We start from the raw sequence: 15,131 nt of genomic DNA, 5'->3' as shown, positions 1-15,131 counted from the left end.
CCGCCCACGCGGACGCGACCTCTTTCGACGCGCACAGCTCGCCCCAGTGGTCGGCGAGGAGCTCGATGTACGGGATCTGGTCGGCCTGATGTGCCTCGAACAGCCGCTCGAGCCAGGCTTCGCGCGTCTTCGCGTCGGCGGGCGCGCTCGCGATGATGGGCACCAGCTCCGCGATGGCGTGGTTCACGGTGGTGCCGATGGAGCCGGAGGAACTGTCGACGTTCTCGAGCGCAGGCGAGACGCGCTCCAGGAACTCGATGGCACCCTCGGCGGCGAGCGCGGGCTCCTTCTTCGCGATCCGCTTGATCTCACCGACAGCCTGCTTGATGCGCATGAGCGCCGGCTGAGACTTCCAACCGAAGGCGCGACGTCGGAACCGTGCCTTGAACTCCCACTTGTGGGCCCCAGCCTTCGCCATCTCCTGGGTTCTCCTTCTCCGAGGTGAGCTGCAATACGCGCTCGGCCGCTGCTCGCTCGCGCGCAAGCCATGTCAGCCGCCCGGCCCATGCTACCAGGTATGCAGAGACCCGAACAACCTGCTAGGTTCGGCCGCGACTCGTGGCGAGGCGGGGCATGTCCGGACCAGCGGAAGACAGCAGGGCATATCCATGGGAGCTGAAGCCCGGCGCGCGGGTGAACCGCTGGTGCGTCCTGGCGCGATTGGGGAGTGGGAGCTACGGCGTCGTGTACCGCGTGGAAGCCGTGGACGCCCCCGGGGTGACGTACGCGCTCAAGCTGGCCCTACGGCCGGCGGACACACGCGCCGAGCGCGAGGAGGCGCTGCTGGCGCGTACGGAGCACCCGAACGTGGTGCGCGTCCACGACCGGGGAACCTGGCAGGGTGTGGCGGGCACCCACCTCTACTTCGTCATGGACGAGGTCCAGGGGCTGCCGCTGCACACCTGGGTGGAGACCGCCAACCCGCCCTTGCGCGAGCTGGCGCGCGTCGCGAGCACCCTGGCCCAGACGCTCGACTGGCTGCATGCGCGGGGTGTGCGCCACCGGGACCTCAAGCCCGAGCACATCCTCATCCGCGCGAGTGACTCGCAGCCGATCCTCATCGACTTCGGCGTGGGGCGGCAGGAGGGGGCCAGCACGCTCACCTCCACGGTGGTGCCTCCGGGCACCGCGCACATGCGCAGCCCCGAGGCCGTGGACTTCCACCGCCTGAACTACCGCAAGGCCGGAGCCCGTTACACGTTCCTTCCCACCGACGACCTGTACGCCCTGGGCGTGTGCCTCTTCCGCGCACTGACGGGGCACTACCCGTTCCCTCCAGACCTCCCCGGCGACCTGTTGATGCTCGCCATCGCCGCGCATGTGCCGCTCCCCGTGGCCGTCATCAACCCCCGGGTGCCGCCGGCCTTCAGCGAGGTCGTGGCCCGGCTGCTGGCGAAGAAGCCCCAGGCGCGCCACGGCTCCGGGCACGAGCTGCACCTGGCGCTGGAGGCGGCGCTGGCGCTCGGCTCTGCGCAGGCCTGGGAGGCGCGCGTGTTCGCCTGGGAAGAGGGCTCGGAGCTGGCGGAGCCCTCCAGGCGGCGCACGGTGATACCGGACATGCCCGTGCCACCGGCCACGCCAGCGCCGCGTCAGGGTGGGCCGGCCAGACGCGGCTCGACGACCGGACGGAGGGTTTTCGGGGCCATGCTGCTTCCTGTCTCGGCCCCAGAGGCCCGGGCCGTGCACGAGCTGACGCTGGTTCGCGCGGGCACCGTGCGTCCCTGGGAACGGAGCGCCGGGGCAGCGGGGCGGGGGCGTTTGCCGCGCGAGGGACGGGCGGTGGCGATGGGGATGCTGATGCTGCTCGGCCTCGTGGCGTTGCTGGCGACCTGGCGCGGGGGAGGGGCAGTGGCGCCAGCCGAGCCCCTGGAGATGGATTCTCCCGTGGCCCCTCCTGGAGGGACGCGGGAGCCGGAGGCGGCCGCGGCTCCACGCTTGGTGGCGAGCCCGGCCAACACCGATGCTGCGCCCATGACCCAGCCCAAGGACACCACCGACGTGAAGACCTCTACACCCTCCAGGCCTCTCGCGAAGAAGCGCTCGAAGACACCGGAGGCCGTGCGCGCCGCGGCGGCCGCCGCATGCGTGGGCGCGGCCTGCGCCGGTCCCCAGCAGACCGAGCCGGCACGAACCCTGGCGGCGCTGCGACAGCCACGGCCTCCGCCCGAGGAGTGCCCGCAGGCCGCACTGGACGCCATGAAGGAACTCCAGTTCGGCAAGGCCGGCGTCTCGACTCCGGACGTAAACCTCTTTCCCATCGAGCCGGGTCTGGCCACCGTCCGGGAGGGGGCCGCGGTGATGGAACTCGATGAAGCGATTGGCACCCTGCCACGACACGGGACCACGGTGGTCGGGCGCCTGTTCTTCGCCGAGGGCCGCATTCACGGGAGGTTCACCGAGGCTCGCACGAGGGATGGCCGGAGATTCCCCGTCTGCATGGTGTTGCTGGATGGACATCACGCAATCGGCTGGGAGTTTCGGGGGGTGGGAGAGGAGCCCGGCACGGTGATTGTCCTGCCGATTGGAAAAGTCCGGTGGGTGAAGCACTTCAAGTGACATGCCGCTGTCCGCCCCCCGGGCCGTGTCCTCCGCCTTTCGCCATCAGCGGCGTGGAGCTGCCCGCGAGGGCGCCAGGGGCGTGACCTCCAGGAGATTCCGTCTCGTGCGCCTACCTTCTGTCTCCCTGCTGGTGCTCATCCTCATGTGTGGCATGGGCGCCACCGCCGCCGCGCAGCAGCCTCCACCCGAGACGGGCCTCCGTCGCATCGAGCTGCGTGCCGACGAGGCCGGTGCGGAGCGGGAACTCCACATCCGTCCTGGTGTCTCCACCGTGCTCACCTTCGACGTGAAGCTCGCACGTGAGCCGGCGGGACGGCTCAAGGTGGAGTTGGAGCGTGCAGACGCCTTCACTCGGGTGGAGCCGGGGGAGACCGTCCTCCGGCTGGTTCCTTCCCGTGAGCTGAAGGCAGGTGACCACCTGCGGCTGTCGGTGCGCTTCGAAGATGGCGCTGCTCCACCGATGGCCAACTTCGTCCTGCGGGTGACGGCGGACAGGGCGGACCGCCTGGTGGAGGTGGTCCGCGAGTCTCGTGCGGAGGCGTCAGTCCCGAGGGAGGTACGAGAGGCCTGGGCCGCCATGCGCCAGTGCCAGGACGCGCTGGCCAGGGTTCAGGCCATGCCTGGGGGCCTGACGGCGCTGCGGCTCTCCGGAGCGCTCACTGACGGCGGAGTCGTCGTGCGGAATCTCCCGGAGGTGCTTGCCCGATGGCAGGGCAGTGCGTTCGTGGCAATGCAGTTGCGCACCTACCGAGCCAAAGGCCGGGTGCTCGTAGAGGTTTCCCTGCGGGCCCGTGAGCCAGGGGCGCCGTGGATGGCGCGGGCCGCGTCGCTCGCCGGGAGTGAGGGCGAGTTCCTGAAGATCCTCTCCGTGTGGCAGGAGTCCCCCGTCACCTCGGACGATTCGAAACGAATCTTCGTGGAGGCCGAGGCCGACGAGTCGCTGTCCCCGGAGTCGTGGACGCTGTGGCTGTCGGAGGACGGCGGCAGCCGAGCCCTCGTCCTGAGCGGCATCGGCTTTGCCCCCCTGGGAGACGGGAAGTGAAGTGAAGCCGCTGACGGGCCTCATCCTCGTGAGTGACTACGGCCCGCGGCAAGCAAAGCGGGCTCGGCGCCACCATTGAGAGGAACAGCAACTCCAAGGAGGACGTGCCAGGGCCTCGCTCCACCGTGCGCGCCCCAGCGCGCTCACGGCCTCGTGTCCGCCTGCTGGAACGCCTGCGTCAGGTCCTCACGCAAGGCGCGCTGGACGTCCTGCCACACGGTGTTCACGAAGAAGTGATCGCCCGGGAAGTCGTGGACGGTGAACCTGCCGGTGGTGTGCTGCTTCCACCCTGAGACCTGCTCCTCCGTGGCCAGGATGTCGCTTCGCCCCCAGAACGCGGAGATGGCGCAGGACAGCGGAGGCTCGGACGCGCAGGTGTAGTTGTCGACGATGCCGTAGTCCGCGCGGATGACCGGCATCACCAGCGCCAGCAGCTCCGGCTCCCGGGCGATGTGTTCGGGCAGACCTCCGAGCTCGCGGACCCGCTCGATCAGCTGCGCATCCGTCAGCTCCGCGGCCGGACGGAAGCGCGAGCGGACTTGAGGGGCGATGCGCCCGGAGACTCCCAGGTGGAACGGCTCGCGCGCTCCGCGCCGGCGCAGCTCCCGCGCCAGCTCGAAGGCCACCAGCGCCCCCATGCTGTGCCCGAAGAAGGCGAACGGCAGCTCCAGCCGCGGGGTCAGCAGGCGCGCCAGCTCCTGGACGAGCGGCTCCATCCGCGTGAAGCACGGCTCCCGCAGCCGGAACTCCCGCCCCGGCAGCTGGATGGCGCAAAGAGAAATCTCCTCGGGCAGCGCATCCACCCACTTGCGGTACATCGACGCGCCGCCTCCCGCGTGGTGGAAGCAGAAGAGCTGCATTCGCGCCGCCGGCTTCTTCTGCCCGCCGAACATCAGCCACTCTTCCGCGGCGTCCTTCATTGGAAACATCCGCTGTCTCTCCATCTCCCCGGCGTTGCAGACCCGTGTCACAGGCGCTCGCGGCGCACCTGACGGCGAAGTCAGTGCTGTTTGCTAAGTCCTGGCTTGAAGGCAAACGTCGAATCGGTAATATGAAGTCCGGACGCTATAAGTCACACTGATTTGATTTCCAAATCATTTTGGCGGGTGGGTCAGGCGCACACCGCGTCTGGATGCCGCCGTCCTGGCGCTCTCTGTGAGGAAACGCTGTGAGCTCATCGACCCTTCTTCGGAGCGGCCTCTCTCCAGTGGTCTCCCCATTGCGGCTCATTGGCTCCCCCGAGACGGAGGGCGCGGAGCCGCTGCCGCCGGGCATCGACGAGCGGCTCGCCGTCGAGCTGTACCGGCAGATGCTCTACCTGCGCGTCTTCGACGAGCGCGCGCTCATCTACCACCGGCATGGCCGCATCGGCACCTGGGCCATCTCCTGGGGGCACGAGGCCATCCAGGTGGGAGCGATGCTCGCGCTGCGCGACAGCGACTGGGCGTTTCCCTCCTACCGGGAGAACAAGGTGGGCCTGACGCGGGGCATGTCCCCGGCGGACGTGCTCGCCGGGTGCCGCGGGCACCCTCGAGGCTGGTGGGACCCCTACACCTGGCGGCTCGGCTCCATCAGCATTCCCGTGGCGTCCCAGGTGCCCCACGCCGTCGGCTTCGCCTGGGGCGAGCGGCTCCAGGGCCGTGACACCGTCGCGTTGACCTTCTTCGGCGATGGGGCGACCTCCGAGGGCGAGTTCCACGAGGGCGCCAACCTCGCGGGCGTGTTGGGCGCGCCCGTCATCCTGCTGTGCACCAACAACCAGTGGGCCATCAGCACGCCCCTCCACCGGCAGACCCGGGCCCAGGCGCTCGCCGACAAGGCCGCGGGCTATGGCATTCCGGGGGTGCGCGTGGACGGAGACGACGTGCTCGCCGTCCATCGCGCGGTGTCCGAGGCCGCGGAGCGGGCGCGCTCGGGCGGTGGGCCCACCTTCATCGAGTGCGTCACCTACCGCATGCAGGCGCACGCCTTCCCCGATGACCCCAGCGTCTACCGGGATGACACGGAGGCCGAGGCGGCGCGCCGCAACGAGTGCCTCGTGCGCTACGAGCACTACCTCCTGCGGCGCGACCTGCTGACGCCCGAGGCGGCGGCGCGGTTCCGCGAGGAGTGGATGCAGAAGATGGCGGCGGCCATCACCGAGGCGGAAGCGCTGCCCGCGCCCGACCCCAGCCTCGTCTTCGACCATGCCTACGAGAGGAAGACCCCGGCCATGGAGCGTGACCTGGCGCACCTGAGGGAGCTCCACGCCCGCGCGGCGGCGGGCAAGACCCCCGGGAGGTTGTCGTGAGCGAGATGCTCTTCGTGGACGCCCTCACCAGCGCGCTGCGTGAGGAGCTGGAGCGCAATCCGAAGCTCGTGCTCCTGGGCGAGGACATCGGCCGCAACGGAGGTGTGTTCCGCGTCACCCAGGGCCTGCAGGCCCGCTTCGGCGCCGAGCGCGTCGTCGACACCCCCGTCTCCGAGGCGGGCATCGTGGGCTCCGCCGTGGGCCTGTGCCTCGCCCAAATGCGCCCCGTCTGTGAGATCCAGTTCGACGCGTTCAGCTACCCGGCGCTCAACCAGATCATCACCCACGTGGGCCGCTACCGCTGGCGCACCCGGGGTACGGCCCCGATGCCGATGGTCATCCGCATGCCCTGCGGAGGCGGCGTGCGCGCGCCCGAGCTCCACTCGGACTCGCCCGAGGCCTACTTCTGCCACACGCCCGGGCTCACCGTCGTCATGCCGTCCACCCCCGCGGACGCCAAGGGGCTGCTGACCGCCGCGATGCGCAGCCCCGACCCCGTCATCTTCCTCGAGCCGAAGAAGCTCTACCGCCACCTCCGGGGGGAGGTCCCCGACGGTGAGCACGTCACGCCCCTCGGTGTCGTGCGCACGGTGCGCGAGGGCGGGGACGTGACGCTCATCGCCTGGGGCGCCATGGTGGAGGTGGCCACCGCCACCGCCGACGCGTTGGGCCAGGAGGGCATCTCCGCCCACGTCTGCGATGTGAGGACGCTGTCTCCGCTGGACGAGGAGGGGCTGCTGTCCGCCGCCCGTGCCACCGGCCGCGTCGTCATCATCCAGGAGGCGCCGCGCACCTGTGGCGTGGCCAGTGAGATCGCCGCGCTCCTCGCGGAGCACGCCATGTACGACCTCAAGGCGCCCATCCAGCGGGTGACGGGCTTCGACGTGCCGCACCCCTACTTCAGCATCGAGCACCACCACCGTCCGGACAGCGCGCGAGTGCTCGCGGCGGTCCACGCCACCCTGGAGGCCTGATGGGACTCGTCTACGTGCTTCCCGACCTTGGAGAGGGCGTCGCCGAGGCGGAGATCGTCCACTGGTTCATCACCGAAGGGGAGCGCGTCGAGGAGGACGCCCCCATGCTCGAGGTGATGACGGCGAAGGCGACCGTGGTGGTGCCCGCCCCGGGCAGGGGCGTGGCGTTGCGGCTGCTCGCGAGCCCGCGGGAGAAGGTCTCCGTCGGCACGCCGCTCATCGTCATCGGCGAGCCCGGCGAGGACCCGGAGCAGCTCCTGCGCTCCTGGGGGAAGCCGGCCGCGTCGCCCGCGAGCCCGGAGCCCATCGCGCCTCCGGCCGCGACCCGGGCGCCTGCCCGGAAGTCCATCCAGGCCCTGCCGAGGGTGCGCAAGCTCGCGGAGCAGCTCGGGGTGGCGCTGGAGTCCATCCAGAAGGAGGGCGCCATCACCGAGGAGGACGTGCGCGCGGCGGCGAAGGCCGCTGGCGTGGCTCCGGCCCGGAAGCCGGAGGCCGTCCCCCCCGTGCAGCGCCTGCCCCAGGAGGGCATCCGCGCTCGCGTCCCGCTGAGCGGGCTGCGCCGGGTGGCCTCCGCGCACCTCACCCGGGCCCAGGCCGTGCCCTCGGTGGCGGTGGTGGAGGAGGCCTCCTTCGACACGCTGCTCATGCTCCAGCAGTTGCTGGGGGTCGGCTACGTGCCGTTCCTCATCCAGGCCGTCGTCGCCGCGCTCCGCGAGGTGCCCGAGGCCAACGCGCTCTTCGATGAAGCCGCCGAGGAGGTCGTCATCTACGACCGCGTCGACATGGCCATCGCGGTCCACACCGAGGAGGGGCTGGCTGTTCCGGTCATCCGCGACTGCGCCGGGCTGTCGCTCCAGGCGCTCGAGGCCCGCGTCCAGGAGCTCGGGGCCATGGCCCGGGCCCGGACGCTGAGCCCGGGGGAGAGCACCGGCGGCACGTTCACCATCTCGTGCCCCGGAGACCAGGGCTCGTTGCTCGCCACGCCGCTGCTCAACGTGCCCCAGGTGGCCATCCTGGGGCTGCATCGTCCGACCCGCCGGCCGCTCGTGATCGACGGGGAGCTGCGCGTGGGCACGGCGGCCCATGTCACCCTGACGATCGACCACCGCGTCATCGACGGAATCACCGCCTGCCACTTCATTCGCTCGGTGGCGGGCCACCTCTCCCAGCCGCTCCAGGCGTTCGCGGACGGCATCTTCCGAGCGGACCCCGCCATCACGGGCACTCAGCCGGAGGAGATGTCCACGGCGCGGCCGGTGCGGGCCGGTGCGAAGAACGAGGCCGTGGGCGCTCCGGGGAGCCTCGCGCGCGAGCTGCTGGGCCTGGACGCCCGCCGGCGCAAGCAGCGGCTCGAAGCGTTCATCGAGGGGGAGATCTCCAAGCGTATGGGAGGGAAGAAGAAGCCCCTGGAGCGAGGGCGGACGTGGCGCGATCTGGGCATGGACTCGCTCATCGCCGTGGCGCTGCGAGATGCGCTGGCCCATGGGCTGGGCCGCGGCCTGCCGGCGACACTCCTCTTCAACCGTCCCACGCTCGCGTCGCTCACCGAGTACCTGCTGGCGCAGCTCGAGTCCGGCCCCCGCGAGGAGGCCCGGCCGCCCGAGGCGCCGGGTGAGTTCCTCCTGCGGCTGAAGGGGCTGCCGGAGAGCCAGGCCGTGGCGATGCTCACCGAGAGGCTCGCCGCATCGAGGGCTTCATGAAATCCGTTCCCGGGAGTCCGTCCTCGGAGCCGATCGCCATCATCGGCATGTCCTGCCGCTTCCCCGGCGGCGCGGACAGCCCCGAGTCCTTCTGGCGCCTGCTGCGCGAGGGCGTCGATGCCATGCGCGAGGTGCCGGCCGAACGCTGGGATGCGGCCGAGTACCACGACGCCAACCCGAGCGTCCCCGGGAAGATCCGTGCGCTTCGGGCCGGATTCCTGGAGCGCGTGGACACGTTCGATGCCAGCTTCTGGGGCATCTCCGCGCGAGAGGCCACCAGCATGGACCCGCAGCAGCGGTTGCTGCTGGAGGTGGCGTACGAGGCGCTGGAGCATGCCCTTCAGCCCATCGACTCGCTCGCGGGGAGCCGGACCGGCGTCTTCGTGGGCATCGCCACGGACGACTACTCGCGCCGCACGGACCCGTCCGATGTCTACTCGGGCACGGGTTCGCTCTTCAGCGTCGCGGCCGGCCGCATCTCCTATCTGCTGGACCTGCGCGGCCCCAGCATCGCCGTGGACACGGCCTGCTCGTCGTCCCTCGTCGCGTTGCACCTGGCCTGCCAGAGCCTCCGGGATGGGGAGAGCGAGCTGGCACTGGTGGGCGGCGTCAACGTCATCACGGACCCGGGCAAGAGCATCTACTTCTCCGGCCTGGGCGCGCTCTCCGCCGACGGCCGGTGCAAGACGTTCGATGCCAGCGCGGACGGCTACGGGCGCGGTGAGGGCTGCGGTGTGCTGGTGCTCAAGCGGCTCCCGGAAGCGCTCCGGGATGGAGACCGCGTGCTCGCCGTGGTGCGCGGCTCGGCCGTCAACCAGGACGGGCACAGCAATGGACTGACCGCCCCCAACGGGCTCGCCCAGGAGGCGGTGCTCAAGGAGGCCCTCGCGCGCTCGGGCCTGAAGCCGGGAGACATCCAGTACGTCGAGGCCCACGGCACGGGCACTCCGCTCGGAGACCCCATCGAGCTCGAGGCGCTCTCCGCGGCCCTGTGCGAGTGGCGCTCCGCCAAGGAGCCGCTCCTGCTCGGCTCGGTGAAGACGAACATCGGGCACCTGGAGGCGGCAGCCGGCGTGGCCGGCCTGATGAAGGTCATCCTCTCGATGCGGCACGGGGAGCTTCCGCCCCACCTGCACTTCAAGCAGCCCAACCCGCACGTCCCCTGGAGCCAGCTCCCGCTGAAGGTGCCCACCGAGCTGACGCCGTGGACCTCGCGCGGTCCTCGCATCGCGGGGGTGAGCTCCTTTGGCATCAGCGGGACGAACGCCCACGTCATCCTGGAGGAGGCCCCGCGTCCCAAGTCCGGGTTCGTGGCTCACGAAGGGGAGGGGCGCCCGCTGCTGCTGCCCCTGTCCGCACGGAGCCCCGAGGCGCTCACGGCGCTCGCGGGGGCTCATGGCGCCCTGCTGGGCGATGCGGCGGGAGAGGGGCCGCTCCGGGACATCACCCATGCCGCGAGCGTGCGGCGGAGCCATCACCCGCACCGTCTGGCGGTGGTGGGGAGCTCGCGGCGGGACATGGTCGAGGCGCTCCAGGCCTTCACCCGAGGGGAGCTCCACCCCGGCGTGGTGCGGCGGCAGGTGAGCTTCGAGGAGGAGTCTCCCCGGGTCGCCTTCGTCTTCCCGGGGCAGGGCTCGCAGTGGCTCGGCATGGGGCGCCAGCTCCTGCGCGAGGAGCCCGTCTTCCGGGAGGCCATCGAGGCGTGTGAGCGGGCGATGCGGCCACATGTCGAGTGGTCGCTCGTGGAGGAGCTTGGCGCGGATGAGTCGCGCTCGCGCCTGCGGGAAATCGATGTCGTCCAGCCGGTGCTCTTCGCGATGCAGGTGGCGCTGGCCGCGCTGTGGCGCGCGTGGGGCATCGAGCCCGACGCGGTGGTGGGCCACAGCATGGGCGAGGTGGCCGCGGCGCATGTAGCGGGCGCGCTGAGCCTGGAGGATGCCGCGCGCATCATCTGCCGTCGCAGCCACCTGCTGCGCCGCGTGAGCGGGCAGGGCGCCATGGCCGTGGTGGAGCTCGGCCTGGAGCAGGCCCGGGAAGTGCTCGCCGGGTACGAGACGCGGCTGTCCATTGGCGTGAGCAACAGCCCCCGCTCGACGGTCATCTCGGGTGACACCTCGGCGCTGGAGGAACTGCTGCGGCACCTGGAGGGCAGGGGCGTCTTCTGCCGCCGGGTGAAGGTGGACGTGGCCTCCCACAGCCCGCGGATGGAGCCGCTGAAGGAGGAGCTCCTGCTCGCGCTGGAGGGCGTCTCCCCCGGGAGCGCGCCGGTTCCCATCTACTCCACCGTGACGGGGGAGACCGGGGACGGAAGTGACTTCACCGCGTCCTACTGGGTGCGCAACCTGCGCGAGCCGGTGCTGTTCCATGGCGCCATCGAGCGGCTCCTGGAGGATGGCCACGCGGTATTCATCGAGGTGAGCCCGCATCCCGTCCTGCTCGCGCCCATCCAGGAGACGCTGGAGGATGCGAAGCGGAGTGGGCTCGCGCTGGCGTCGCTGCGGCGGCAGGCCGACGAGCGGCGAACCCTCCTGGAGTCGTTCGCGGCGCTGTACGTCCACGGCCATCCCGTCGACTGGAGCCGGCTGTACCCGGACGCCGGCCGCCCCGTCGAGCTGCCGTCGTACCCCTGGCAGGGGGAGCGCTACTGGCTTGACGCTCCCAGGGAGACAGCGGCTTCCGGGCGGCACCCGCGCGCGGCCCGCGAGGCAGGGGCAGGCCATCCGCTCCTGGGCGGTTCGCTCTCCTCGTCCTTGCAGCCTCGCGTCCAATTCTGGGAACGGAGCCTGAGCACCGAGGCGCTTCCATACCTCGCCGATCACCGTGTGCAGGGGGAGGCCGTCTTCCCCGGCGCGGGGTATGTCGAAATGGCCCTCGCCGCTGGCGCGGAGGTGCTCGGCGAGGCGGGCCTCGTGCTCGAAGGCGTCTCCTTCCGGGAGATGCTGTCCCTCGCTCCGGGGGCGGTGCGGCGGGTGCAACTCGCGCTGACGGAGGAGGGCTCGGGCCGGGCCTCCTTCCAGATCGCGAGCCGCGCGGAGGATGAGGCCACCTGGCGCACGCACGCGATGGGGCGGCTGCGCCTGGAGGAGGGCCGTCCCCCGGCGCGTGCCGTGGAGCCTCGGAAGGGAGAGGGTGAGTCCATCTCCTCCGAAGCGCACTACCGGCGCATGGAGACGCTGGGCCTCGGGTACGGCCCCACGTTCCGCGGACTGCGGCAACTGTGGCTGGGCGAGGGTGAAGTGCTGGGGCGTGTGCGGCTACCCGAGCAGGTGGCCGCCGAGCCCGGCACGTACTGGCTCCACCCCGCGCTCCTGGATGCCTGCCTCCAGGCTTCCGTGGCGCTGATGGCCTCCGCGGACTCCAAGGACCCCTTCGTCCCGGTGGGCATCGAGCGGGTGCGGCTGCTCGGGCGGCCCGGCCGCGAACTCCAGGTGCGGGTGAGGGCCCGCGCGGGTGAGGGCTCGGGCGACCCGGAGCGCTCCTTCGATGTCTGGCTGCTGGACGAGGACGGGAACGTCCTGGCGGAGTTGGAGGGGATGCGCGCTCGCCGGCTCGACGGAGGCGGCGCGGCGCGGGATGCGCTCGACGGGTGCGTCTTCACGGTCGCCTGGCGGCGGACGGAGCCTCTGCCCGAGCCACCCGCACGGGAGGCGCCCGCGAGCGGTGCATGGCTCGTGTTCGCGGACCGCGGTGGATTGGGCACGGAGCTCCAGTCGCTCCTGCGTGCGCGCGGCGGGGCTTGCGTGCGCGTCTTCGCGGGCAGCGCCTACGAGCGCGTCGAGCCGGACCTCTATCGAATCAACCCCGCGGCGCCGGAGGACTACCGGCGGCTCCTGCGGGAGTCCTTCGGGGACGAGGGGCGGTGCCAGGGCGTCGTCCACCTCTTCAGCATCGACGCCGCGGCCTTCGAGGCGACGGCCCCGGCGACGCTGGACGCGGACCTCGCGCGCGGAAGCGTCAGTGCCACGTATCTGGCGCAGGCGCTCGTACGGCAGGGCTGGAGAGACGTGCCGCGGCTCGTGCTCGTCACTCGCGGCGCGCGGGCGGTGGTGGAGGGCGAGGCGGTGGCACCCTCCCAGGCACCGCTCTGGGGCCTGGGGCAGACAATCGCGACGGAGCACCCCGAGCTGGAGTGCACTCGCGTCGACCTGGCCGCGGCGCCGGACGCCCGCGACGCGGCGCTCCTGCTGCGCGAGCTGGTCGCGAAGGGGCCTGAGGACCAGGTGGCCCTGCGCGACGGCCGCTACGTGGCCCGCTTCACCCGGAGCGGCTTCGAGGCCGGAGCCGCGACCGGGACATCCATGGGCCTGGAGCCGGCGGCCGGACGCCCGTTCCGCCTCGAGCTGCCGGAGCCGGGCGTGCTCGAACGCCTCGTGCTGCGCGAGGCGCGCCGGACGCGGCCCGGGCCCGGCGAGGTGGAGATCGAGGTCGAGGCCTCCGCGCTCAACTTCATCGACGTGATGAAGGCCATGGGCATCTACCCCGGCCTGCCTCCCGGCCCGGTCGCCCTGGGCGCCGAGTGCGCTGGCCGGATTGTCGCGCTCGGGGAGGGCGTCTCGGGGTTCACGCCTGGCCAGGAGGTGGTCGCCCTCGCGCCGTCGTGCTTCTCCACCCATGTGAGGGCGCCCGCGCGCTTCGTGGCCCCCAAGCCCGCGCGGCTCGACTTCGCGCAGGCCGCCACCTTCCCGGGCGTGTTCATGACCGCCTGGTACGCGGTGCACCACCTGGGCAGGGCTCGCCGTGGCGAGCGGATCCTCATCCACTCCGCGTCCGGTGGAACGGGGCTCGCGGCGCTCCAGATTGCCCGCGCGCTCGGGCTCGAGGTCTTCGCGACCGCGGGCAGCGAGGAGAAGCGCGCCTTCCTTCGCTCGATGGGCGTCGAGCACGTCATGGACTCGCGCTCGCTCGCGTTCGCGGACGAGGTGATGCGGGCAACGGGCGGCCGGGGCGTCGACCTGGTCCTGAACTCGCTCACCGGCGAGGCGCTGGTGAAGAGCCTGGAGGTGCTCGCCCCCTACGGCCGCTTCCTCGAGCTGGGCAAGCGGGACATCTACGACGATGTCCGGCTGGGCCTGTCGCCGTTCCGCAAGAGCCTCTCGTACAGCTCCATCGACCTGATGGGGATGTCGGAGGCCCGGCCGGAGCTGTTCGCCTCGCTGTTCGCGGAGGTCATGCAGCGCGTCGAGGACGGCACCTTCGAGCCCCTGCCGGTGCGGGTCTTCCCCGCGTCGGACGCCGAGGGCGCCTTCCGCTACATGGCGCAGGCGAAGCACATCGGGAAGCTCGCCGTCTCCATGAAGGATCCGGAGGCGCGCATCGCTCCCGTGGAAGCGGATGCCCTGGGCATTCGCGCGGACGCCAGCTACCTCATCACCGGGGGCCTCGGAGGACTGGGGTTGGCGGTGGCGCGCTGGCTGGTGGAGCGGGGTGCCCGGCACCTCGCGCTCGTGGGCCGCAACGCGCCGCCGGCGCGGGCCGGGGAGGCGATTCGGGCCCTGGAGGCGGCGGGGGCTCGCGTCCATGTCGCCGCGGCGGACGTCTCCCGGGAGGAGGACGTGGGACGTCTCCTCTCGGAGCTCCGGGCGCACCTGCCGCCGCTGCGCGGCATCGTGCACGCGGCGGGGCTCCTGGATGACCACACCCTGCTGGAGCTCTCGGACGCGCACTTCCGAAAGGTCGCCGCTCCCAAGGTGCAGGGCACCTGGAACCTGCACGCGCGCACGCTGGGCGAGCCGCTGGACTTCTTCGTCATGTACTCGTCCGCCGCGGTGCTGCTCGGCTCGCCGGGGCAGGGGAACTACGCGGCGGCGAATGCCTTCATGGACGCCCTCGCGGAGCAGCGGCGGAGCCTGGGCCTGCCGGCGATGAGCATCCAGTGGGGGGCCTTCTCCGAGGTGGGCCTCGCGGCGGCGGCGGACGTCCGCGGCGACCGGCTCTCCTACCGCGGCGTCGGGAGCCTCTCTCCGGTGGAGGGGGTCGCCGCGCTCGCGCGGCTGCTCGAACGCCCGCGCCCGGTGGTGGGCGTGCTGCGCTTCGATGCGCGGCAGTGGTTCGAGTTCTACCCGCGCACCGCCAGCGTCCCCTTCTTCGCGGAGCTGCCTCGGGAGTCCGAGGCGCCGCGCGCCGGCTCGGCGGAGGGGGCGTCCCTGCGGCAGGCGCTGGAGGTGGCGCCTCCGGCCGGGCGGCTCGAAATCCTGGAGGGACACCTCCGCGAGCAGCTCGGGCGGGTGCTGCGGATTCCCGCCTCTCGCATCGATCGCACCGCGCCGTTCAAGAGCATCGGCGTCGACTCGCTGATGAGCCTGGAGCTTCGCAACCGGATCGAGGCGGGCATCGGCCTGAAGCTCTCGGCGGCGCTCCTCTTCACGTACACCCACACGGCAGCGCTGGCCGAGCACCTGCTCGAGCGGCTGGGGTTGGCCTCGGAGCCAGAGGCGGCTGCTCCGGTCGAGGCCACCCCAGCAGCGGACGAGCTGCAACGCATCGAGCAGGAACTGGATCAGCTCTCCGAGGACGAACTGGCCGCTCGCCTCGCCGAGAAGCTGCTCCTCCCATGAATCATCAGGAGA

The 15,131-nt window shown here is 71.6% G+C and carries 7 protein-coding genes and 1 pseudogene; 6 read left to right on the top strand and 2 right to left on the bottom strand.

Features of this window, described 5'->3' with window-relative positions; all coding sequences use genetic code 11:
- Positions 1–334, bottom strand: a pseudogene (locus K8638_RS41160) (hypothetical protein); the annotation flags it as partial.
- 239 nt (positions 335–573) lie between these two features.
- Between K8638_RS41160 and K8638_RS41155 the strand changes: the two are divergent.
- Both K8638_RS41155 and K8638_RS41150 read left to right on the top strand, forming a co-directional pair.
- A complete protein-coding gene (locus K8638_RS41155; RefSeq protein WP_223760247.1) occupies positions 574–2,556 on the top strand; it encodes a serine/threonine-protein kinase in 1,983 nt (660 codons plus the stop codon).
- 106 nt (positions 2,557–2,662) lie between these two features.
- Positions 2,663–3,601 (top strand): DUF2381 family protein, encoded by a 939-nt coding sequence (locus K8638_RS41150; protein ID WP_223760246.1) that lies wholly within the window; start codon positions 2,663–2,665, stop codon positions 3,599–3,601.
- A gap of 143 nt (positions 3,602–3,744) precedes the next feature.
- On the opposite strand, the gene K8638_RS41145 is transcribed toward K8638_RS41150, so the two are convergent.
- A complete protein-coding gene (locus tag K8638_RS41145; RefSeq protein ID WP_223760245.1) occupies positions 3,745–4,530 on the bottom strand; it encodes a thioesterase II family protein in 786 nt (261 codons plus the stop codon).
- Positions 4,531–4,808: 278 nt separating this feature from the next.
- Here K8638_RS41145 and K8638_RS41140 point away from each other — a divergent pair, with 278 nt between their 5' ends.
- The 4 genes from K8638_RS41140 to K8638_RS41125 are packed head-to-tail and all read left to right on the top strand — an operon-like array spanning position 4,809 to position 15,119.
- Entirely contained in the window at positions 4,809–5,891 is a 1,083-nt protein-coding gene (locus tag K8638_RS41140) for a thiamine pyrophosphate-dependent enzyme (RefSeq protein WP_223760244.1), read from the top strand.
- 5 nt (positions 5,892–5,896) lie between these two features.
- Positions 5,897–6,865, top strand: coding sequence for an alpha-ketoacid dehydrogenase subunit beta (locus K8638_RS41135; RefSeq protein WP_225938024.1), 969 nt, complete (start codon positions 5,897–5,899; stop codon positions 6,863–6,865).
- Positions 6,865–8,565 (top strand): 2-oxo acid dehydrogenase subunit E2, encoded by a 1,701-nt coding sequence (locus K8638_RS41130; RefSeq protein ID WP_223760242.1) that lies wholly within the window; start codon positions 6,865–6,867, stop codon positions 8,563–8,565. Before K8638_RS41135 ends, K8638_RS41130 begins: the two co-directional genes overlap by 1 nt.
- On the top strand, positions 8,562–15,119 hold the full coding sequence (locus tag K8638_RS41125; protein WP_223760241.1) for a type I polyketide synthase: 6,558 nt from the start codon (positions 8,562–8,564) through the stop codon (positions 15,117–15,119). Before K8638_RS41130 ends, K8638_RS41125 begins: the two co-directional genes overlap by 4 nt.
- Positions 15,120–15,131: the final 12 nt, after the last annotated feature.

Origin of the sequence: Myxococcus sp. RHSTA-1-4 (genome assembly GCF_020037125.1) — a bacterium.
Classification (GTDB): Bacteria; Myxococcota; Myxococcia; order Myxococcales; family Myxococcaceae; genus Myxococcus.
This window is presented reverse-complemented; position numbering and strand designations above follow the sequence as displayed.